We start from the raw sequence: 19444 nt of genomic DNA, 5'->3' as shown, positions 1-19444 counted from the left end.
CTAGTTGAGTGCTTCGCGCTGGATCCGGTCGAACTGGGCCGCCATCGCCTCCGCCAGCGCCTGCGCCGCCGAGAGCGGGCGGACCATCACCGTGAACTCGTCGATCAGGCCGTCGTCGTCGAAGTGCAGGAAGTCGCAGCCTTCGACGCGGGTGTCGCCGATCCGGGCCTCGAAGACGAGCGCGTGGTCCCGGCCCTCGCCGCCGCTGAGCTCACGCACGTAACGGAAGTCCTCGAACACGCGCAGCACGCCGCGCAGGATCGCGGCCGTGATCGCCTTGCCCGGGTACGGCCGGAACGCCACCGGGCTCCGGAACACGACGTTCTCGGCCAGCGTCGCCGCCATGGCGTCGGGATCGCGGGCTTCGACGGCCTTGCGGAAGCTGCTCATGGGCACCTCAGGTAGTCAATTAATTGAGTATGACGCCGCCAGCGTACCTGCTCGCTTTCGGTGACCGCTCGACGACGCATACGTGAGGACAAGCAGGGCGGCGTCGAGCGGCGGGGCGGGACCCCGCCCGCCGCCGACCGGGAGCCCGACGCGCAGCGCACCGGCCGGGACACCTTCAACGACAACGACTCGATCTACCGGCCGAGCCTGCTGCTGAAGGTGACCCGGGCACGCGACGGCTACGTCGGCTGCATCGTGCTCAACGCCGACCCGGACCACGACGGCGCGTAGCGCGTCACGGCCGGGCGAGCCACTGCGCGAGCGTCGTCCCGGCCAGCCGCGCGCCCGGCCCCGGCAGGAGGTCCGCCGGCCCCGGCACGGCACCGAAGTACGGCGCCTGCGGGTCGGTGACCACCGGCCGCGGGTCGGCGCGCGCGGTCAGCACGGTGCGCACCCACTCGTCGAGCCCGAAGACCTCCGGGCCGGCGACCTCGCTGACACCGCCGGTGGGTTCGCCGGCAGCGGCCCGGCCGACGGCCGCGGACACCTCGGCCGCCGCCATCGGCTGCACACCCGCACCGGGCAGCCGCACCACCCCGTCGGTGGCCGAGCCGTCCGCGATCCCGCCGGCGAACTCGAAGAACTGCGTCGCGCGCACGATCGAATAGGGCAGCCCCGACCCGGCGATCAGCTGCTCCTGCGCGACCTTCGCCCGGAAGTACCCGACGCCGGGCTGCCGGTCCGTGCCCACCACCGACAGCGCGACGTAGTGCCCGACGCCTGCCTCCGCGGCGGCTTCGGTGAGGTTGGTGGTCGAGGTGCGGAAGAACGCCATGACGTCGTCGTCGGCGAACGACGGCGAGTTCGAGACGTCCACCACGACGTCCGCGCCCCGCGATGCCTCCTTCAGCCCTTCGCCGGTCAGGGTGTCCACTCCGGTGCTCGGCGCCGCGGGCACCGCTTCGTGGCCCTGCCCGGCCAGCCACGGCACCAGGTTCCGGCCGATCAGACCGGTCCCGCCGATGACGACGACCTTCATGCGCCTGTTCCCTCCGTCCGGCGCCGCCCGGTGGTCCCGGACGGCTGCACATCACGGGGACGAGCGTGCTCGCCGGTTCGTGACAGCGGAGGTCGCTTCGCCCGAAGGGAGGACTGCGTATAACGGCCTACACGCCGGCGCTGCGGGGCTCGTACTGGGCGCGCAACGCCTTCTTGTCCGGCTTGCCCAGCCCGGTCATCGGCAGCGACGCGGCCACGATCACCTGCTTGGGCACGTGCACCGGGCCCTTGCGCTCCCGGACCGCCGCCTGGATCTCGGCCGTGAGCCGCTCGAGGTCGCCGTCCGCGTCCGGCCGCAGGACCACCACCGCCGTCACCGCTTCGCCCCACTTGTCGTCCGGCGTGCCGATCACGCCCACCTGGGCGACCGCCGGGTGCTCGGCCACGACGTCCTCCACCTCGCGCGGGAAGACGTTGAACCCGCCGGTGACGATCATGTCCTTCACCCGGTCGACGATGAACCAGAAGCCGTTCTCGTCCTCGCGGGCGACGTCGCCGGTGTGCAGCCAGCCGTCGCGGAACGTCTCGGCGGTGATCTCCGGCAGGTTCCAGTAGCCGCCGGCGAGCAGGGGACCGGCCACGCAGATCTCGCCCGGCTCGCCCGGGGCCACCGGGGTGCCGTCCGCGCCGAGCAGCGCGGTGCGCAGGAAGGCCGACGGGCGGCCGCAGGAGGCCAGGCGCGCGTCGTCGTGGTCGCCCTTGGCCAAGTAGCTGATCGCCATCGGGGCCTCGGACTGGCCGTAGTACTGGGCGAAGATCGGCCCGAACCGGTCGATCGCCTCGCGCAGCCGGACCGGGTTGATCGACGCGGCCCCGTAGTACACCGTCTGCAGCGACGACAGGTCCCGCGTGCGCGAGTCCGGGTGGTCCATCAGCGCGTAGAGCATGGTGGGCACGAGCATGGTCGCGGTGATCCGCTGCTCTTCGATGATCCGCAGGGTCTCGGCGGGGTCGAACTTCGGCACCACGACCAGCGAGCCGCCCTTGAGCAGCGTCGGTGCGAAGAACGCCGCACCGGCGTGCGAAAGCGGGGTGCAGATGAGGAACTTCGGCGCCTCCGGCCACTCCCATTCGGCCAGCTGGATCTGCGTCATCGTGGTCATCGCCTGCGCGGTGCCCATGACGCCCTTCGGCTTGCCGGTCGTCCCGCCGGTGTAGGTGATCGAGACGACCTGGTCCGGCGGCAGCACGGCGGGCTTCAGTTCCGTGGGCTCGAACGTCGCGGCCGTCGCGGTCAGGTCCTCGCCGACGTGGGCCAGCCCCTCCGGCACCGGCCCGATGGTGAGCACCTGGGTCAGCCCGGGCACCTTCTCGAGCAGGCCGAGCGCGCGGTCGACGAAGGCGGGCACGGGGTCGATGATCAGGGTGGTGATGCCGGCGTCGGCGAGGATGTAGGCGTGGTCGTCGAGCGACCCCAGCGGGTGCAGCGCCGTGCGCCGCGAGCCCTGCAGCTGGCCGGCGGCGATGATGAGCAGGACCTCCGGCCGGTTCAACGACAGCAGCGCGACCGGCGCGCCGGTGCCGGCGCCGAGGGCCTCGAACGCCTGCGCGTACTGGCTGACCTGCTCGGCGGTCCGGCCCCCGGTCATCGTGGTGTCGCCCAGCACCATGACCGGCTTGTCCCGGTGCCGCTTCAGGGCGGAAACCACCAGGTGGCCGAGGTGGTTGGGGTACCGCATCGCCTGCTCGTCCATCCCGGTCCTTCCGCGGCGTCAAACTAGAACATGTTACTGTTTTCGACACCATACGCGGATGGGTCCGGGTTTGTCAGCTTGCCGGCGGAGCGGAACGGGTTCCGGCGGGCCCGGCCGACGAACGGGCCCGCCGGAATCCTTTGTGGACGGTTGCGGGTCAGGGCACCGGGGCGGCCTGGACGCGGGCCACGGCCTCGTCGCGGTCCGGTTGCAGCAGGTAGCCCGCCCGCAGCGCCCGGTCCGCCGCCGCGGTGAACTTGGCGACGTAGGCGGCGTGGTCCGGGTACAGCTGCCGGAGTCGGGCCGGCGTCAGCGGCGTCGTCGTGCCCAGCAGCAGGCACGCGCCCGCCACGTTGCCGCCGCTGTTGTTGGGCGAATAGGACGCCACCGGGACGGCGAGGTCCGGCAGCCGGACGCCGCCGAGGGCGTTCTGGTCGCCGTCACGCAGGATGACGAGGTTGAGCAGCATCGCGATCGGCGTCGCGGTGGGCGGGGCCGCGCCGCCGCGCGCCCAGCGGTCCAGGTAGCGGAACGCGGCGTTCTCCGCGTAGCGGAACGTCATGCTGTTGACCGGTTTGTCGCAGGTCGTCGGGGCGCCGTCGTTGATGGACCGGTCCCGGGCGTTGGCCGCGTTGTACAGGTCGAGGCCGTACCGGTCGGCGTGCGCGGTGCCGGCCACCTCCCAGGTCCGCACCAGCGCGGTGTCCTGCCGGACCGAGGCCGAGGCGATGACGTCGGTCTCCGACTGCAGGACGAACACCGGGACGCCGAGGTCGGTGCGGATCCGCGCCGACAGCGGGCCGATGATTCCTTCGCCGATCGGAGCGGCCGGCGCCGCCCGGCCGTGGATGAGGATGCCGTCGTAGCTGCGGCGCACCGGCTGGACCGCGTTGGCGAAGGTGGTCAGCCGCAGCGCCGACTGCGAGTGCCCGGTGGCCAGTACGACCGACGGCGTCCGGCCGCCCAGCAACTGCGGATTCGCCCGGACCGCCTGGGCCGCCTGCGCGAAAACGTCGTAGGAAAGCGCATCCCCGCTGAGGCTCACCGCCCCGTAGCGGGCGGGGTCGAGGCTCTTGAGCTTGTCGGCCCCGGCTTTCTGGGTCGTCACCCCGACGTAGGCGTAGCCCTCGCGGATGAAGTGCTCGTAGGACTGCGAGAAGTCCACCGGGATGTCGACGCCGAAACTGACGTTGAGCCATTCGACCACGACCGTGCCGGTGAACCGCGCGGCGTCGCGCGGCCGCACCACGACCATCCGTGTGGTGTACGGGTTGCCGGTGCTGGCCACGCGGGTGGCCCAGCGGCCGTCGTCAGTCCACAGGCCGGCCTGGTCGAACGTGTCGGCCTGGCCGGACAGCAGGTACTCCTCCTCGACGTACCCGCGGGCGGCGAGGTCCAGGACGCCTTGGGCGCCGCTGACCGGCCAGCCCCGGCCGGCGTTCGCGGGCACCGCCGTCACCGTCGGCGCGGCGGCCGGTGCCGCCTGGGCGATCCCGGTGGTCACCAGGGACGGCAGGAGCACGGTCAGTAGCACGAGCAGGGCTCTGCGCATGGGGAAACCCTTCTGGTGGTGGCCGGTGCGGAGCGGCTCCAGGCTCTTCACCGTCCACATCGGACAGTAGGTGGTCACCGGTGTGGCCACCGCCTTCGTCTTCTACTCGCCGGTACGATCCTGGGCAACGCGGCACCCGCGAACCGCCCGGAACCCGCCGGGGAACGCTCAGGGAAGTGACAAGTCCGCGCGCCGGTTGCTCGGGACCGGAGAAATCCGGGAAAAGCCTTTCGGCGCCGCAACCTTGCGCAGGTGTCACTCGTTGCGCGACTATCTCCGGACGTTCTGCACGTGCATCCGCACGGTGAGAGGGGTGTGGTGACCGAAGTGGCGCCGGCGGCGGCCGGGACGACGGACGCCCCGAGCGATGCGGCTTTGATCGCGGCGGTCCGCGGTGGGGACATCGCGGCGTACGGCGAGCTCTACGACCGGCACCTCGTCGCCGCCCGCCGGGTGGCGGCCGCGATCGCGGCCGACCAGGCGGAGCGCGAGGACCTGATCGCCGAAGGATTCACCCGCGTACTACGGATTCTGCGCTCCGGCGAGGGGCCGGACGAGGATTTCCGCCCGTACCTGCTGACGACCATCCGGAACACGATGATCAGCTGGCGCCGGCGCGACTCGGCCGTCTCGCTGGTGGCCGAGGTGCCGGACGTGCTGCCGGGCGCCGGGAGCGACGAACCGGTGGGCAGCCGGCTGCACGCCACGGTGGCCGTGGACGCGTTCGCGAGCCTGCCCGAGCGGTGGCGGACGGTGCTGTGGCGGACCGAGATCGACGGCGACCCGCCCGCCCGGATCGCCGAGGACCTCGGGATGACACCGAACGGGGTCGCCGCGCTGGCCTACCGCGCCCGCGAGGGCCTGCGGCAGGCCTACCTGGACCAGCACGTTCCCGAGGCGCGGCGGCGCACCTGCAAGAACATCTCCGGTCAGCTGGCCAAGTTCGTGCGCGACGGGATCTCCGACCACAAGGCGCACCGGATCGCCGCCCACCTCGACCGGTGCGCGGACTGCCGGGAGCTGGCCGCCGGGCTCCGGCAGCTCAACTCGGAGCTGCCCGCCGCGGTGGCCCCGCTGATCCTGGGTGTCCCGATCGTCTCGCAGTGGTTGTCGGCCTCCGGGTCCCTCGCGTCCGCCGGCGCCGCGGCCGGAGCCACCGGCACCGGTGCGTCGGCCCTGTCGTGGGCCACGGCGGCGAAGGTGGCCGCCGCGGGCGCGGCGCTGGTCACGACGGTGACGATCGGCGCGAGCACCGCCGGCGACGCGCCGTCGCCGCCGGTGCCCGGTGACGGCACGACGAGCCAGCCCGGGCGGAGCGGACCGCAGGCCGGCTCGCGCGCCGGCGTCCCGCCCGGCGACGTCCAGCCGGGCCCGGACGGGCAGGTCACGCCGGTGCCCGGCGGCACGGGCGTGGTGACGACCGGTGAGCAGCAGCCGGCGGGGGAGTCGCCGGGATCCACGGCGTCCGGGGAACCGGGAGCGGCGGGCACCGGCAACAACGGCAACGGAAACGGCAACAACGGGAACGGCAACAACGGCAACGGCCTCGGGAACGATCCGGCCGCGAAGTCGTCCAAACGGGCCGCCAAGGAGTCGTCGAAGGCGGCGAAGGAATCGGCGAAAGAGTCGAAGAAGGCCGAAAAGACGAAGAACCCCGGAGAGTGACCCGGCGCCCGCGGCGCCGGGTCACCCCGCTCAGCAGGGCTGCAGCAGCCAGCAGAGCCGGTAGTTCGCCTGGTAGGTCGCCGACGTCGGCGGCGCGACGATGTTCTGCGTCCGCGCCCCGCCGTGCGCCCAGCTGGTGAAGGCGTACTTCGTGTTCAGCGGCGGCAGGTTCTGCGGGCTGTTCGCGCTGATCGAGTTGGTCGAGCCGGCGATCACCGTCCGGGAGAACGGGGTGCGCTGCTGGGTCCCGCCGACGGTGAGCATCGCCTGGCTGGGGTTCGAGGTGAAGTTCAGCGTCACCGTCTTCGGCTGCAGGTCGATCGTCCGGGAGCCGGTCCGGCCGGTCGAGTCCGTCGCCGTCAGCGTCAGCTGCAGGTACGACGGGTACTCGTGGTCCGGCGCGACGAACGATCCGGCGGCGACACCCGGGAAGTCCTGGACGTTGTGGGTGTGGCAGGTGCCGTTGGCCGCACAATGCCGGATGGCGAGCCGCCACGACAGCGCCGACGGCGGCAGGTCGCCGTCCTGGGGGTCGACCGCGCGGCCGGAGAAGGCCACCGTCTGCCCGACCGACCAGGTCAGCGCCGGGCTCGGGGTGTCGATGACCGGGACCGGGTCGAGCCCGGCCGGGGTGCCGACGGTGACCCGGACCGTCGTGACCGCCGACGCGCCGTGGGAGTCGGTCACCCGCAGCCCGGCGTCGACCGCCGCGGCGGTGGCGTAGGTCCAGGTGGGCCGCGGGGCCGTCGAGTCGTCGTAGGCGCCGTCCGCGTCCAGGTCCCACGCGTAGGTCAGGGTGTCTCCGGCGTCCGGGTCGGTGGAGCCGGTGCCGTCGAACTGGACGGTCAGCGGCGCCGGGCCGCTGGACGGCGTCGCCGTGGCCGCGGCGACCGGCGGCCGGTTCGTGCCGCCGGGGTAGCTCACCCGGCGCAGCTCGCCGCTGCCCAGCGCGACGTAGAAGAGGTCCCCGCCGGGGCCGGTGAGCACCTGCACGGGCGTGCTGACGCCGGTCACGAAGGGCACCAGGCGGCTCGCGCTGGGCTGGCCGCCCACCGTCTGCATCGCCCAGATGCAGCCGCGGGAGGAATCGGCGAAGAACAGCGCGCCGGCGTACTCGGCGGGGTAGTTGCTGCCGGCTTCGAAGGCGATCCCGCTGATCGAGGAGCCGCCGGTGGGACACGGGTCGGTCGCGACGACCTTGGCGTTGTGGTTGTAGGCGTAGTACGGCGCGGTCTGGCCGCCCGCGGTGTACAGCGACTCGCACCGGTCGAGGTTCGCGCCGTCGTACCCGGCCTGGCGGGCGTTGCCTTCGAAGCACGGCCAGCCGAAGTTCTCCGCGACGCCGTCGCCGGCGTCGGCGACCCGGTTGATCTCCTCCCAGGTGTTCCAGCCGACGTCACCGGCCCACAGTTCGCTCGTCCCGGGCCGGAACCCGAACCGGAACTGGTTGCGGGAGCCGTAGGCGATGACGCGGCGGGCGTTGGCGTCGGCGCTGCTCGCGAAGGGGTTGCCGGGCAGGCCGGCGCCGGTGTCGGGGTCGATGCGCAGGAGCGCGCCGTTGAGCAGCACCGGCTGGCCGGCGGCGCGTCGCGGCGACTGCGACCGCAGTGCCCCGCCTTCGGCGGCCGGCGGGGTCAGGTTCGTGCCGGCCGGCGACGGCGGGTCGGCGCAGGGGTTGCCGACCTGGCCGTAGTCGGCGAAGTTGAAGCTGGCGCCGTCACCGCCGCCGGCGTACAGGGCGCCGTCCGGCCCGAAGGCCAGCGCCCCGACCGAATGGCTGGGGAACTGCTGGCACCAGCCGGTGACCAGCGGTTTCTCGCTGGCCGCGGTGCCGGCCGGGCCCATCGTCAGCTGCGAGACGCGGCCGGTGACGACGCAGCCCTGGTCGGTCGCGCCCGGCGGCGTCGGGCAGGTGTCGCCCCACCGCGGCGCGGTCCCGCCCGGTTCGGCGTCGAGAGTGTAGGAGACGTAGACGTACGGCCGGGCGGGGAAGGCGGGGTCGACCGCCAGCCCGAGCAGGCCGCGGTCCCAGAAGTCCTGCGTCTGGGTGCGGAGGTCGGCGAACACGGTCGCCGTCGGGTCGGCGAGCGAGTCGAACACCTTGACCAGGCCGCTCTTCTCCGCGACGAACACCCGCCCGTCGGGGGCGAACGCGGCGGCGGTCGGCGAGCTGAGGCCGCCGATCGCGACCGTGTCGGTGAACCCGGCGGGCACGGCGGCGGCGGCGGGGGCCGCGGTGGCGACGGCCACGGCCAGGGCTGCGGCCAGGGGCACGATCACCCCCGCCGCCAGCGTACGTCTTGATCTTCGCGGAACCAGGAAACGACGAGAACCCATCACGAACTCCTCGTACGGCGGGGACCGGACTGGCGCGAGCGCCGTCCCGTATGGCGCGGGAAGTCCGAAAGTTGTTACACCACAGGCAAAAATGTGCACGAAACGCGTAATCCCGTTGAAGGGTGATAACTCACCGCCGATCGCGGTGCGCGGGACCGCTCGGTTCCAGTGGTAACTTATGCATGCTAACGATGATGCTAACGTGGGTAGTATCATCGTCAACAGAGCGGGGTTCACCATGATCGTCATCACCGGCGCCACCGGGCAGCTCGGTTCGCAGGTCGTCGCCCGGCTGCTCGAGCGGGTTCCGGCGGCCGGGATCGGCGTCAGCGTCCGGGACCCGGCCCGGGCGGCCGGGCTCGCCGCGCAGGGGGTCCGCGTGCGCCGCGGCGACTTCGCCGATCCGGCCTCCCTGGCCGGGGCGTTCGAGGGGGCGGCGCAGGTCCTCGTCGTCTCGACCGACGAGACCGGCGACGCGGCCGTGGCGCACCACGTCGCGGCGATCGAGGCCGCGCGTGACGCGGGGGTCAAGCGCGTGCTGTACACCAGCCACCAGGCCGCGGCCGCGGATTCGCTGTTCGCGCCGATGGCCGACCACGCCGCGACCGAGCGCCGGCTGGCGGAGGCGCCGTACGCCGCGCTGCGCAACGGCTTTTACGCGAGCACGGTGCCCTTGCTGCTGGGCGAGGCCCTGCGGACCGGGGAGCTGGTCGCGCCGGCCGACGGGCCGGTCGCGTGGACGGCGCACGCCGATCTGGCCGAAGCCGCGGCGATCGTCCTGGCCGGCGAGGGCCGGTTCGACGGGCCGACGCCGCCGCTTACCGCGCCGGTGGCCCTCGACCTCCGGGACGTCGCCGTTCTGCTCGGCGAGCTCGTCGGCCGGCCGATCCGGCGCGTCGTCGCCGAGGACGAGGACTGGGTGGCCACCCTGACCGGCCACGGCGTTCCGGCCGCCCGGGCCGAGCTGCTGCTCGGCATGTTCCGGGCCGCCCGCCGCGGCGAGTTCGCCGCCGCCGGGCCCGACCTGGAGGCGCTGCTGGGCCGGCCGGCGACGCCGCTGAAGGCCGTGCTGGCCGCCGCGCTCCCGGAAGGGTGATCACTATGCACTCCGGCTATACACGCGGTGTATAGTGGTCGGCATGTCGATCGGACTCACCCTGCTCGGGCTGCTGGAGAACGGCCCGCGGCACGGCTACGACCTGAAGCGGGCTTTCGACGACCGCTTCGGGCACGACCGCCGGGTGCACTACGGCCAGGTCTACTCGACGCTGGCCCGGCTGCTGAAGCAGGGTCTCGTCGAGGCCGACGGCGTCGAGGTGGACGGCGGCCCCGAGCGGAAGCGCTACGCGATCACCGACGCCGGGGTCGCCGACGTCGGCAGCTGGCTGGCGACCCCGGAAAAGCCGGACGCCTACCTGCAGAACACGCTGTACACCAAGGTCGTGCTCGCCCTGCTGTCCGGGCGGCCCGCCGCCGACGTCCTCGACGTCCAGCGGGCCGCCCACCTCGACGCGATGCGCGAGCTGACCCGCCGCAAGACCGGCGGCGACCTCGTCGACCAGCTGATCTGCGACCACGCGCTGTTCCACCTCGAGGCTGACCTCCGGTGGCTGGAACTGACCGCGGCCCGGCTCGGCCGGCTGGCGGAGGAGGTCGCGTGAGCGCCGGCGAGGTCCTGCTGGAGGCCGCCGGCGTGCGGAAGGCGTACAGGTCCACCGAGGCGCTCGCGGGCGCGGACCTGCGGGTGCGCGCGGGGGAGGTGGTGGCGTTGATGGGCCCGTCCGGGGCGGGCAAGTCGACGCTGCTGCACTGCCTGGCCGGGATCGTCCGGCCGGACTCCGGGACGGTCCGCTACCTGGGCGCGGACCTGGCCGCGATGACCGACCGGGCGCGCTCGGCGTTGCGCCGCACCGAGTTCGGGTTCGTCTTCCAGTTCGGCCGGCTGGTCCCGGAGCTCACCTGCCTGGAGAACGTGGCCTTGCCGCTGCGGCTGAACGGTGTCCGCGGCCGGGTCGCGGCGCAGCGGGCGCGGGAGGTGCTCGCCGAACTGGACCTGTCCGCGATCGAACGTAACCGGCCGGGCGAGGTGTCCGGCGGGCAGGGGCAGCGGGTGGCCGTCGCCCGGGCCCTGGTGACGGCGCCCCGCGTCGTGTTCGCCGACGAGCCGACCGGCGCGTTGGACTCGCTCAACGGCGAGCAAGTGATGCAGCTGCTGACGACGGCGCCCCGCGAGCGCGACGCGGCGGTGGTTCTGGTGACGCACGAAGCCCGCGTCGCGGCGTACTCGGACCGCGAAGTGGTCGTACGCGACGGCCGGACGAGGCAGCTCGAGGTGACCCGGTGAGCCGGCGCTGGCCGGGCGACCTGGCGCTGGGGCTGCGGCTCGCCCTCGGCGGCGGTGGCGCGCGGACCGCGTGGGCGCGGCTGGCCCTGACCGCGACCGGCGTCGGGCTCGGGGTCGTCGTCCTGCTCAGTGCGACGTCGCTGCCGCACATGCTGGCCGCGCGGGCCGATCGTTCGGCCGCGCGCACGCCCGTCGCCGAGGCCGTCGACGGCGTCGATCCGGTCCGCGCCGTCCAGCGGACCGACGAGTTCCGCGGCCGGGGCCTGCAGGGCTACCTCGTGCAGCCGACCGGGCCGCGGCGGCCCGCGGCCCCGGGCGTCGACCGGCTGCCGGGGCCCGGCGAGGCGGTGCTTTCCCCGGCGCTCGCGGCCCTCCTGCGGTCCCCGGAGGGGGAACTGCTGCGCCCGCGGTTTCCGCAGCGGGTGATCGGCACGATCGGCGACACCGGGCTGACCGGGCCGAACGAGCTGTACTTCTACGTCGGCACCGAGAGCTTCGCCAGGCCGTCACAGGCCCACCCGGTGAGCGGGTTCGGCGGCGCCCCGATCCGGCGCGGCCTCGATCCCCTGGAGGCGCTGCTGGTCGTGGTCGGGGCGACGACGTGCCTGGTCCCGGTGTTCGTCTTCGTCGTCGCGAGCACCCGGCTCGCCGCGGCCGCCCGCGACCGGCGGCTGGCCGCCGTGCGGCTGGTCGGCGCGGACCGCGGCCAGGTCAGCCGGATCGCCGCCGGCGAGGCGCTGCTCGGCGCGTTCGCCGGGCTCGCCGTCGGGGCGGGGCTGTTCCTGCTCGTGCGCGTGCTCGTCCCGCGGATCACCGTCTCCGCGTTCCGGGGCGGGATCTTCGCCGCCGACGTCGTCCCGGACTGGCGCCTCGGCGGCCCGGTCCTGGTGGCGCTGCCGCTGCTGGCCTGCGCGGCGGCCGTCTTCGCCCTGCGCAAGGTCGTCATCGAGCCACTGGGGGTCGTGCGGCGCGGGACGCGCGTCCGGCGGAAGCTGTGGTGGCGCCTGCTGCCCTTGGCCGCCGGCGGGGCGCTGCTCGCCGGCCGGCTGGGCGCGGAAGACGCCCGGGATCCCTTCGTCATCGCGGGCGTGGTGCTGGTCCTCGCGGCGGTTCCGGTGGTGCTGCCGTGGCTGGTGGAGCGCGTCGCGGGTCTGCTCGGCGGCGGCTCGCCGGCCTGGTTGCTGGCCGTGCGCCGGCTCCAGCTCGACAGCGCGACGGCCGCGCGCCTGGTCAGCGGCATCGCCGTGGTGCTGGCCGGATCCATTGCCCTGCAGGGCGTCTACGCCCGCACCGAGAGCGACCGGCCCCCGTCGGGAGATGTCCGCGTGCTGGCGACCGCCTTCGCCCCGAGCGTGGCCGGCGCCCGGGAATTCGCCACGGCCCTGCGTGCGCTGCCCGGGCTGGCCGGCGTGCCGGTGGAGACCCACGGCCTGCTGCAGAACGCGGCGGGGGAGGAGTTTTCCCTCGCCGTGCGGACGTGCGCCGAACTCGCGATCGCGGGCTGCCGCGACGGAGACGTCTACGCGACGGACCGCATCGCACCCGGGGACCGGCTCTGGTCCGACGGCGCCGACCGCACAAAGCCTCCACATTGGACAGTACCGGCGGCGGGATACCACGTGACGGCGCAGGAAGGAGCGCCCCTGCTGGTCACGCCGGCCGCACTGGCCACGGCGACGGGTGTCGCACTGAGCGCGAACGCGACGATCCCCGCCGCCGGGCCGGAGGTCGTCGAGCGGGTGCGGAACCTCGTGGGCTGGAACGGCATAGTGAGCTCGCTGGACACGGAACGGGACGGCACCTCGGCGCTGATCACGCGGGTGCTGTCGGTGGGTTCGGTTTTGGTGCTGCTGTTCGCGGCGGGCAGCCTGCTGATCGCCGCGTGGGAGCAGCTGCGGGAGCGGCGAAGCATCTTCGCCGCCCTGATGGCGAACGGCGTCGGACGCGGAGTGCTAGCCCGCTCCCTGCTGTGGCAGCTGGCGATCCCGGTGGCGGTAGCGGCGGCGGTCGCGGTGCTCGCCGGCCTGGCCCTCGACTGGCTGCTGCTCACGCTGGTGGCGCACCGCCCGATGGTGTTCGACCCGGCGACGATCGTCGTCCTTGTGGCAACAGCGGCCGCGGCGGTCCTGCTGGTGACCGCGGTGACGCTGCCGGCCCTGTGGCGCACCGCGAGCCTGGAGCACCTACGGGAGGAGTAGGGGGTGGCTGACCCGTAGGGTTGGTGACGCGGCCGGCGGGTGGGCCAGGGAGCTCGACCCGATCTTGGGTCGCCGTAGCGGTAGGGGGCTGCGGTGGTGGCGTTCCCGTGCTGCAGAACGGTGGCGCGGTCGGTGAAATCACCCGGGCCGTCGTGCTGGTGGCGGCGGACCGGCCGGCCGGAGACCCGGCCGGAACCCACCGCTCGAGTCGGGTGGGCGTCCGGTGTGGGCGGTTCCGGGGCCGCGAGAAGCGGCCGATGATGCCGGCGGTGTGTCTTCGGCGCGGTAGCGGTCGGCCCAGCGTTTCGCGGTGGCGACCGCAACTGGTAACCGCTCGGCGGCTCGCCGCAGTGACCATCGGTCAGCCACGGCTCACCGAGCCAGCGGATCTCAGACAATGGGGCGTTACGGTGGGAAACGAGGGCCTGCAGGTAGCCGGTGCAGATGTCGAAATCCACACCGGATCCGGAGGCCTCCGTGGTCAGTACAGCTAGTGTACTTGGCCATCAGGTTGGTGGCAGTCGGCTGATGGGTGGGTGACCGCCGAGTGCGCTGTGGCGGCGTTGAGTGTTGTAGTGCTCGATCCAGGGTGCAAGGGCTACTGTTCGGTGTTGCTGGTGAAGGCTTGGCGGTAGGCCCACTCGGTTTTCAGGGTGCGGTTGAGGCGTTCGACTTTGCCGTTGTGCCACGGGCAGTGGGGTTTGATGAACGTCTGCCGGATGCTGTGTTCGGCGCAGATCTCACGCAGTGACCAGCGGTAAGTCCAGGGCGTTGTCGGTCATCAACCGTTCGATCCGGGTGATGCCGTGGCCGGCGAAGTAGGTCATCGCCCGGGTGAGGAAGGCAGCGCAGGTGGGTCCTTTCTCGTCCGGGAGGATTCGGAGCAGGCCAGGCGGGAGTGGTCATCGACCAGGGAGTGGACGTAGTCGTAGCCGATCTTGTGGCTGCGGTCGCGGGTGGCTTCCCGCTGGGCCCGGCCGTGGGCTCGCCAGCCGCCGCCGTCGGGGATGCGGCCGATCTTCTTGACGTCCATGTGGACCAGCTCGCCCGGCCGGTCGCGTTCGTAGCGGACGGCCGTGGTTTTGCTGGACCGGATGACCTGCCCGGTGATCGGGTCCTCCCGCGGCGAGCCGCGGGATCTGGTGGCGGGCCAGCACCCGTGACACCGTGCGTGTCGGGACACCGGGTTCGTGGCCCAGCCAGTCCGGGCCGCGGCGTTCACGCTGCCGCAACGTCACGATCCGCGCTTCGAGCTCGCTGCTGGTCCGCCGGGGCGAGGTGTGCGGGCGCGAGGATCGGTCACGCAGCCCGGGTTCGCCCTCGCCGGCGTAGCGGTCCAGCCAGGTCTTCACGCATGTGCGGGACGCCCCCATCGCGGACGCGATGTGTGTTTGTGGCCATCCGGCCTGGTGGCGTTGGACAATCAGCAGCCTGCCCAGGAAGGTGGTCCGGGCATTACGGTGAGACACGAGAGCCTCCGGTTGGCGTGGGTCCTAGACAAGCCACACCTCAACCGGAGGCTCTCCCCACGTCAACCAACACCTTCCCGCCACCAACGTCCTGGCCAAGTACAGCTAGGGCCTGGCTGATCGCCGGTAGGCCCGGTTACCCGGTCAGCGTCCAGCCGCATCGAGCCGGGCGGTACACGAGGTGTACAACGCCGGTGTACGGGATTTGGATCCCCGGCTGGCGTACTGCTGCCCATGCGAATCCGGAAAGTACTCCTCCTCGCGCTGGCCGTGGCGGCCGGCGCACTGGCGCTGCCCGGGGCGGCGAGCGCCGCCTACAGCGACCCGCTGACCACGACGACCAAGCAGAACCTGGTCTGGCACGCCACCCCGGCCGCCGCGCTGAGCGCGCTGGACAACGCGCTGCCGAACGTCAGCCTGAACACCGTCGTCAACGACACCAGCTACGACATGACCGGGTGCACCGGCGCGGAAAAGGCCGCGCTGCCCAAGGCACCCGTGGCCACCAAGTCGATGTGCTGGGACGCCGACCGCGCCGGGACGACGACGTGGAGCCCGCAGGGCATCACGACCTCCGGGGACGCCGACGACGACGGCAAGTGGGGCGACGACAAGATCATCCTGTCCGGCTGGCACGGCACCGACGCGCTCGGCCGCTACAACGACGCGCGGATCCAAGCGATCAACTACGACAACCCGGCTTCGCCGTCGTACCGGATGTTCTACCTCGCCGTGCCGGACAGCACCGGCAGCAGTTTCTCCGCCGCGCAGGCGCACATGGGCGGGATGGCCTGGTACGGCGACAAGATCTACGTGACGGCCGAGGGCAGCACGTCGACCGCCATCCGCGTGTTCAGCACCAAGCACATCCTGCAGATGACCGACACGACCAGCAACGCGATCGGCAAGACGTCGGGCGGGTATGCCGCCTACACCTACAAGTACGCGATGATGCAGATCGGCTACTACACCTACGCGGGCGGCACCTGCAGCATGTCCTCCGACACCGGCGTGCCGTGCTTCTCGTCGATGTCGCTGGACCGCAGCACGTCCCCGGCGTCGATCGTGACGACGGAGTACTTCTCCGACCAGAGCCTCCACGGCCGCCTCTACCGCTTCCCGACGGGCGCGGACTACCTGCTGACCGGCGCTGCGTCGGAGGCGTTCCGCAGCTCCGTGGGCAACATGCAGGGCGTGCTGTCCAACAACGGCAAGTGGTACGTCGCCCACAGCTCGGCCACGATCAACGGCCAGCTCTGGACCCAGACGACGGCGAAGAGCAGCTCGGCCACCTGCGGCACCGGCACGACGGCCTGCTGGGCGGTCCACCCGGAGGCGCTGACCTACGACTGGTCGACCGGCCTGGTGTGGTCCCAGTCGGAGTGGTCGACGGCCGACTGCACGGCGAAGGACCAGACCTGCGGCCGTTCGGTGTTCGCGGTGCCGCTGTCCTCGCTGGCTTCGTGACGGCGTTCAGCTGATCGGCGCCGCCGGCTCGGGTTCCCGGGCCGGCGGCACCGTCGTCCCGGTGCCGCGGCGGCGGTGCCACAGTTCGCGGCCCCGCCGCAACACGATCGGCGCGACCATGACGCACAGCGAGAGTGCCGTGACGTCGAGCAGGTACGCCGCCAGCCACATGTGCTTGGCGATCTCGAAGTACCCGTCGCCGACCACCGCCATCGCCGCGATGCCGAGCGCGCTCGTCACGGCCACGCCGGCGACGATCCCGTAGCGGGTCGTCGCGTGGCGGCGCCGCACCAGCGCCACCACCGCGGCGGCCAAACCGAGGACGACGAGCAGGGCGGGCAGCCACGGGATGCCCATCCCGTCGAGCCACTGCTGGAACGTCGTCGCGTCGCCGCCCATGTCGCCGCTCACCGGGGCCGAGCCGTCCGGGGGCCGGCTGACCGGGGTCCACGGCTGGTCCGGCAGGTACGGCAGGCTCCGCCCGAGCGTCGCCTGCAGGCCGATGCCGATCGCGTGTACCAGCACGCCCGGGTGCTCCAGCAGCACGTCCCACGCCTTGTGCTTGACGGTGCTGGGGTCTTCGAGCAGCACGTCCGAGCCGGCGAGCGCCTCGGGGCCTTCCGGGTAGTACGCGTGCCCGGCGCTGTCCTGCGCGGACTCGGGCAGGCCGAGCCGCGGCGCCGAGCCGGGTACCTCGGCGAGGGTGAAGGTGTAGACGACGTTGACCGCGTTGACGTCGGCGTAGTTGCGCTCCTGCCACCCGAGGTTCGCCCGGATCGGCGCGATGACTTCCAGCACGAGCAGCACGGCGATCGCCGGCCCGACGAGCCGGCCCGCCCACCACCGCCCGCCGCCGGGGCGGGCCGCGGTGACCGCGCAGACGAGCGCGGCCAGCACGAACAGGGGCAGGAAGCCGATCTTCGCCAGCCCGCCGACGACCCCGCCGGCGGCGACGAGGACGAGCGCCGCCAGCCGCGCGAAGCCGTCACCGGCCTTCGTCGCGGCGATCACGGAGAGCCCGAGCATCAGGGTGTAGGCGCCGAACAACCCGGCCGGTTCGGCGAAGGTCGAGATGAACAGCCGCGCGAAAGCCGGTTCGAGCAGCGGCAGCAGCGGCGGGAGCAGGAACAGCAGCCGCCGCGTGCCGCGCGCCTGCACCGCCCACGCGGCGAGCAGGGTGACCAGGAAGACCAGCAGCACGTACAGCCAGCCGAGCTTGAGCAGGCTGAACGCGCCGTCCCCATTGGCCACGGACCCGAACAGCACGGCGGCACTGGAGGGCTGCGGATCCGGGCACGGCGTACCCCGCCCGAAGTCCAGCACGACCCCGCCGAGCCAGCTCGCCTTGTGCGTCGGCGTCGCGGGCGTGAGCCCGGGCCCGCAGAACAGCCGGTAACCATCCCCGTTGTCCCCGGCCCCGGTCGGTGTTCCGCCCAGCAGACCGAGGACGAGAGCCAGCCCGAGCGCGGCCACCGCCGCGGTCGCCGTGGCGATCCCCACCCTCTTCATGCCGGTCAGCGTATGTGGTCGGTTCGCCGGGTGGTTCCGGAACACCCGATTCCGGGGCCCGGGGACGTGTGCTCAGGCGCCGGGGTGGCCGGAGCGAGGGTGCGCGCGAGCCGGTTGCGGTCCGTGCGGGAGCAGGAGTTTCCGGGGCGGAGCTCAGGCGCCGGGGTGGCCGCAGGCGTAGACGTTGGCCGACGCCAGCGTCACGCACGCCGGGCACGTGTTCACCGGCCGGTCCCGGCGGCCGTAGTACGGGTGGCGGGCGCCGCACAGCGCCGTGATCACGTCGCCCGGGCCTGGGTCCGGGTTGCAGCGGGGACAGTAGGCGTGCGCTGCGCGTTCCACCTCGGCGCTCATGTCACCCGGGTACCCCCGGCCGCGGCTTGCCAACCCGCCGCCACGCCCGCACGGACCTTCCCCCGCCGAAGCACCAGATCGCGATCACCGGGTCGCAGATCGCGCAGCCGAACGACGAGCCGTGCGCGAACGGGAGGATCGGCTGGCCCTTCAGGTGGTGCACCACGTCCCAGCCGGTGTGCAGCAGCCAGCCGATGCCGATGAACGTCCACGAGTCGAGCCCGCGGAACGCCACGTACGTCAGCACCGCGCAGAACACCAGCTCCCATGGCCCGAGCGCGCCGCCCGAGAGGTACGCGGCCCCCGCGCCGCCGACCATCACCGCGTTGAACCGCCGCCGGTGCGGTTCCGGGATCAGGGAGTTCAGCAGGACGTAGAGGAGGCCGATGAGGATCGGCGCCACGATCTCGATCACGAGGTCAGACGCTAGGAACTCCCCGTGCGGGCGGCCAGTGGCTGTCCGGCCACGCTCCACCGGGTTCCCGCCAAGTTACGTCAATCGATTGATTTAAGACCGGAGTATGCTGGCGCCATGACCACCACGGAGCACATGCCGCGTCCGGCGGATGCCGCGCCTGCCGCTGGAGCGGGGCTGGGCCGGCTCCGGTGACCGCGTCCGTAAGGTGGGTGGATGAACGTCAAGGCGGATCGCGCGAGTGCCACGCGGGAGAGCATCCTCGTCACGGCGGAGCGGTTGTTCGCCGAGGACGGGGTGCATGCGGTGTCCAACCGGCACATCAGCGAGGCGGCCGGGCAGGGCAACAACGCCGCGGTCAACTACCACTTCGGCACCAAAGTGGACCTGGTGCGGGCGATCGCCCGCAAGCACTTCGGCCGCATCGAGCGGCTGCGCGAGGAACTCGTCGAGAGCATCGACGCCGACGCCGGCCTGCGTGACTGGGTGGCCTGCCTGGTCCGCCCGTCGACGAGCTACCTGCACGAGCTGGGCGCCCCGACCTGGTTCGCCCGGTTCAGCGCCCAGGTGATGACCGACCCGGCGCTGCGCGCGATCCTTGCGGAGGAGTCGCTGGCGTCCCCGGTCCTGGCCCGCACGGTCGAGGGCCTCGACCGCTGCCTGGACGGCCTTCCCCCGGACGTCCGCGCCGAGCGCGGCGACATGGCCCGCCAGCTGATGATCCACATGACGGCCGAGCGCGAGCGTGCCCTGGCGGAGGGCACACCGACCCCACGCGCGAGCTGGAACGACGCGGGCACGGGCCTGATCGACGCCATCACCGGCCTGTTCCTGGCTCCGGTGACCCCCGCTTCCTGACCCAGCCGCTCGGTTCGCGTACCTGGACGGTCGGGTTCGTCCGGGCGGATCAATCTCGCCGCGCGAGTTCGTCGTCGCGCACGAACGGCGGCGGCTCGAATCCTCCTAACGTCACCTCGATCGGCGGTGATGA

17 protein-coding genes and 1 pseudogene are annotated in these 19444 nt (G+C 72.7%); 8 read left to right on the top strand and 10 right to left on the bottom strand.

Annotated features, from left to right (window positions below; all coding sequences use genetic code 11):
• Entirely contained in the window at positions 1-390 is a 390-nt protein-coding gene (locus C2L59_RS38285) for a nuclear transport factor 2 family protein (protein WP_103354477.1), read from the bottom strand.
• A 60-nt stretch (positions 391-450) separates the two neighbouring features.
• Between C2L59_RS38285 and C2L59_RS49535 the strand changes: the two genes are divergently transcribed.
• Entirely contained in the window at positions 451-681 is a 231-nt protein-coding gene (locus C2L59_RS49535; protein WP_233223918.1) for a hypothetical protein, read from the top strand.
• Between the two features lie 4 nt (positions 682-685).
• Here C2L59_RS49535 and C2L59_RS38275 read toward each other — a convergent pair whose 3' ends face one another.
• From C2L59_RS38275 to C2L59_RS38265, 3 genes are all read right to left on the bottom strand, one after another.
• Entirely contained in the window at positions 686-1429 is a 744-nt protein-coding gene (locus C2L59_RS38275) for an SDR family oxidoreductase (RefSeq protein WP_103354476.1), read from the bottom strand.
• A gap of 127 nt (positions 1430-1556) precedes the next feature.
• Positions 1557-3143 (bottom strand): fatty-acid--CoA ligase FadD8, encoded by a 1587-nt coding sequence (gene fadD8, locus C2L59_RS38270; protein ID WP_103354475.1) that lies wholly within the window; start codon positions 3141-3143, stop codon positions 1557-1559.
• 157 nt (positions 3144-3300) lie between these two features.
• Positions 3301-4773 carry an alpha/beta hydrolase domain-containing protein gene (locus C2L59_RS38265; RefSeq protein ID WP_233223917.1) on the bottom strand — a complete coding sequence of 491 codons (1473 nt, stop codon included), beginning with the start codon at positions 4771-4773 and terminating at the stop codon, positions 3301-3303.
• Positions 4774-5013: 240 nt separating this feature from the next.
• Here C2L59_RS38265 and C2L59_RS38260 point away from each other — a divergent pair, with 240 nt between their 5' ends.
• Entirely contained in the window at positions 5014-6360 is a 1347-nt protein-coding gene (locus tag C2L59_RS38260; protein ID WP_233223916.1) for a sigma-70 family RNA polymerase sigma factor, read from the top strand.
• A gap of 30 nt (positions 6361-6390) precedes the next feature.
• Here the strand turns inward: C2L59_RS38260 and C2L59_RS38255 are convergent, their stop codons facing one another.
• The gene (locus C2L59_RS38255) at positions 6391-8640 is read right to left on the bottom strand and encodes a PQQ-dependent sugar dehydrogenase (RefSeq protein ID WP_103354473.1); all 2250 of its coding nucleotides are present in this window, start codon (positions 8638-8640) and stop codon (positions 6391-6393) included.
• A gap of 259 nt (positions 8641-8899) precedes the next feature.
• Here C2L59_RS38255 and C2L59_RS38250 point away from each other — a divergent pair, with 259 nt between their 5' ends.
• Genes C2L59_RS38250 through C2L59_RS38235 form a run of 4 tightly spaced genes read left to right on the top strand, consistent with a single transcriptional unit; the run spans position 8900 to position 13239 of the window.
• On the top strand, positions 8900-9793 hold the full coding sequence (locus tag C2L59_RS38250; protein ID WP_370444816.1) for an NAD(P)H-binding protein: 894 nt from the start codon (positions 8900-8902) through the stop codon (positions 9791-9793).
• Positions 9794-9836: 43 nt separating this feature from the next.
• Positions 9837-10358 (top strand): PadR family transcriptional regulator, encoded by a 522-nt coding sequence (locus C2L59_RS38245; protein ID WP_103354571.1) that lies wholly within the window; start codon positions 9837-9839, stop codon positions 10356-10358.
• The gene (locus C2L59_RS38240; protein ID WP_103354471.1) at positions 10355-11041 is read left to right on the top strand and encodes an ABC transporter ATP-binding protein; all 687 of its coding nucleotides are present in this window, start codon (positions 10355-10357) and stop codon (positions 11039-11041) included. Before C2L59_RS38245 ends, C2L59_RS38240 begins: the two co-directional genes overlap by 4 nt.
• Positions 11038-13239 carry an FtsX-like permease family protein gene (locus C2L59_RS38235; RefSeq protein ID WP_103354470.1) on the top strand — a complete coding sequence of 734 codons (2202 nt, stop codon included), beginning with the start codon at positions 11038-11040 and terminating at the stop codon, positions 13237-13239. The genes C2L59_RS38240 and C2L59_RS38235 overlap by 4 nt, the downstream gene beginning before the upstream one ends.
• A gap of 138 nt (positions 13240-13377) precedes the next feature.
• Here C2L59_RS38235 and C2L59_RS49530 read toward each other — a convergent pair whose 3' ends face one another.
• Both C2L59_RS49530 and C2L59_RS38230 read right to left on the bottom strand, forming a co-directional pair.
• Positions 13378-13608, bottom strand: coding sequence for a leucine zipper domain-containing protein (locus C2L59_RS49530; RefSeq protein WP_370444815.1), 231 nt, complete (start codon positions 13606-13608; stop codon positions 13378-13380).
• A 137-nt stretch (positions 13609-13745) separates the two neighbouring features.
• Positions 13746-14708: pseudogene (locus C2L59_RS38230) on the bottom strand (IS481 family transposase).
• A 234-nt stretch (positions 14709-14942) separates the two neighbouring features.
• Between C2L59_RS38230 and C2L59_RS38225 the strand changes: the two are divergent.
• The gene (locus C2L59_RS38225; protein WP_103354469.1) at positions 14943-16175 is read left to right on the top strand and encodes a hypothetical protein; all 1233 of its coding nucleotides are present in this window, start codon (positions 14943-14945) and stop codon (positions 16173-16175) included.
• A 6-nt stretch (positions 16176-16181) separates the two neighbouring features.
• Here the strand turns inward: C2L59_RS38225 and C2L59_RS38220 are convergent, their stop codons facing one another.
• The 3 genes from C2L59_RS38220 to C2L59_RS38210 form a co-directional block, all read right to left on the bottom strand.
• On the bottom strand, positions 16182-17684 hold the full coding sequence (locus tag C2L59_RS38220; protein ID WP_199199485.1) for a hypothetical protein: 1503 nt from the start codon (positions 17682-17684) through the stop codon (positions 16182-16184).
• Positions 17685-17837: 153 nt separating this feature from the next.
• On the bottom strand, positions 17838-18038 hold the full coding sequence (locus C2L59_RS38215; protein ID WP_103354468.1) for a hypothetical protein: 201 nt from the start codon (positions 18036-18038) through the stop codon (positions 17838-17840).
• A gap of 1 nt (position 18039) precedes the next feature.
• The gene (locus C2L59_RS38210) at positions 18040-18453 is read right to left on the bottom strand and encodes a DUF6010 family protein (protein ID WP_103354467.1); all 414 of its coding nucleotides are present in this window, start codon (positions 18451-18453) and stop codon (positions 18040-18042) included.
• Between the two features lie 216 nt (positions 18454-18669).
• Here C2L59_RS38210 and C2L59_RS38205 point away from each other — a divergent pair, with 216 nt between their 5' ends.
• Positions 18670-19311, top strand: coding sequence for a TetR/AcrR family transcriptional regulator (locus tag C2L59_RS38205; RefSeq protein ID WP_103354466.1), 642 nt, complete (start codon positions 18670-18672; stop codon positions 19309-19311).
• Positions 19312-19444: the final 133 nt, after the last annotated feature.

This window comes from Amycolatopsis sp. CA-128772, assembly GCF_002904295.1.
In the GTDB taxonomy this organism is placed as follows: domain Bacteria; phylum Actinomycetota; class Actinomycetes; order Mycobacteriales; family Pseudonocardiaceae; genus Amycolatopsis.
This window is presented reverse-complemented; position numbering and strand designations above follow the sequence as displayed.

Bases quoted from the DNA above. Each gene is read 5' to 3' on its own strand.
- C2L59_RS38285 (WP_103354477.1), bottom strand. From the start codon at position 390: ATGAGCAGCTTCCGCAAGGCCGTCGAAGCCCGCGATCCCGACGCCATG.
- C2L59_RS38275 (WP_103354476.1), bottom strand. From the start codon at position 1,429: ATGAAGGTCGTCGTCATCGGCGGGACCGGTCTGATCGGCCGGAACCTG.
- fadD8 (WP_103354475.1), bottom strand. From the start codon at position 3,143: ATGGACGAGCAGGCGATGCGGTACCCCAACCACCTCGGCCACCTGGTG.
- C2L59_RS38245 (WP_103354571.1), top strand. From the start codon at position 9,837: ATGTCGATCGGACTCACCCTGCTCGGGCTGCTGGAGAACGGCCCGCGG.
- C2L59_RS38225 (WP_103354469.1), top strand. From the start codon at position 14,943: ATGCGAATCCGGAAAGTACTCCTCCTCGCGCTGGCCGTGGCGGCCGGC.
- C2L59_RS38220 (WP_199199485.1), bottom strand. From the start codon at position 17,684: ATGAAGAGGGTGGGGATCGCCACGGCGACCGCGGCGGTGGCCGCGCTC.
- C2L59_RS38215 (WP_103354468.1), bottom strand. From the start codon at position 18,038: ATGAGCGCCGAGGTGGAACGCGCAGCGCACGCCTACTGTCCCCGCTGC.
- C2L59_RS38205 (WP_103354466.1), top strand. From the start codon at position 18,670: ATGAACGTCAAGGCGGATCGCGCGAGTGCCACGCGGGAGAGCATCCTC.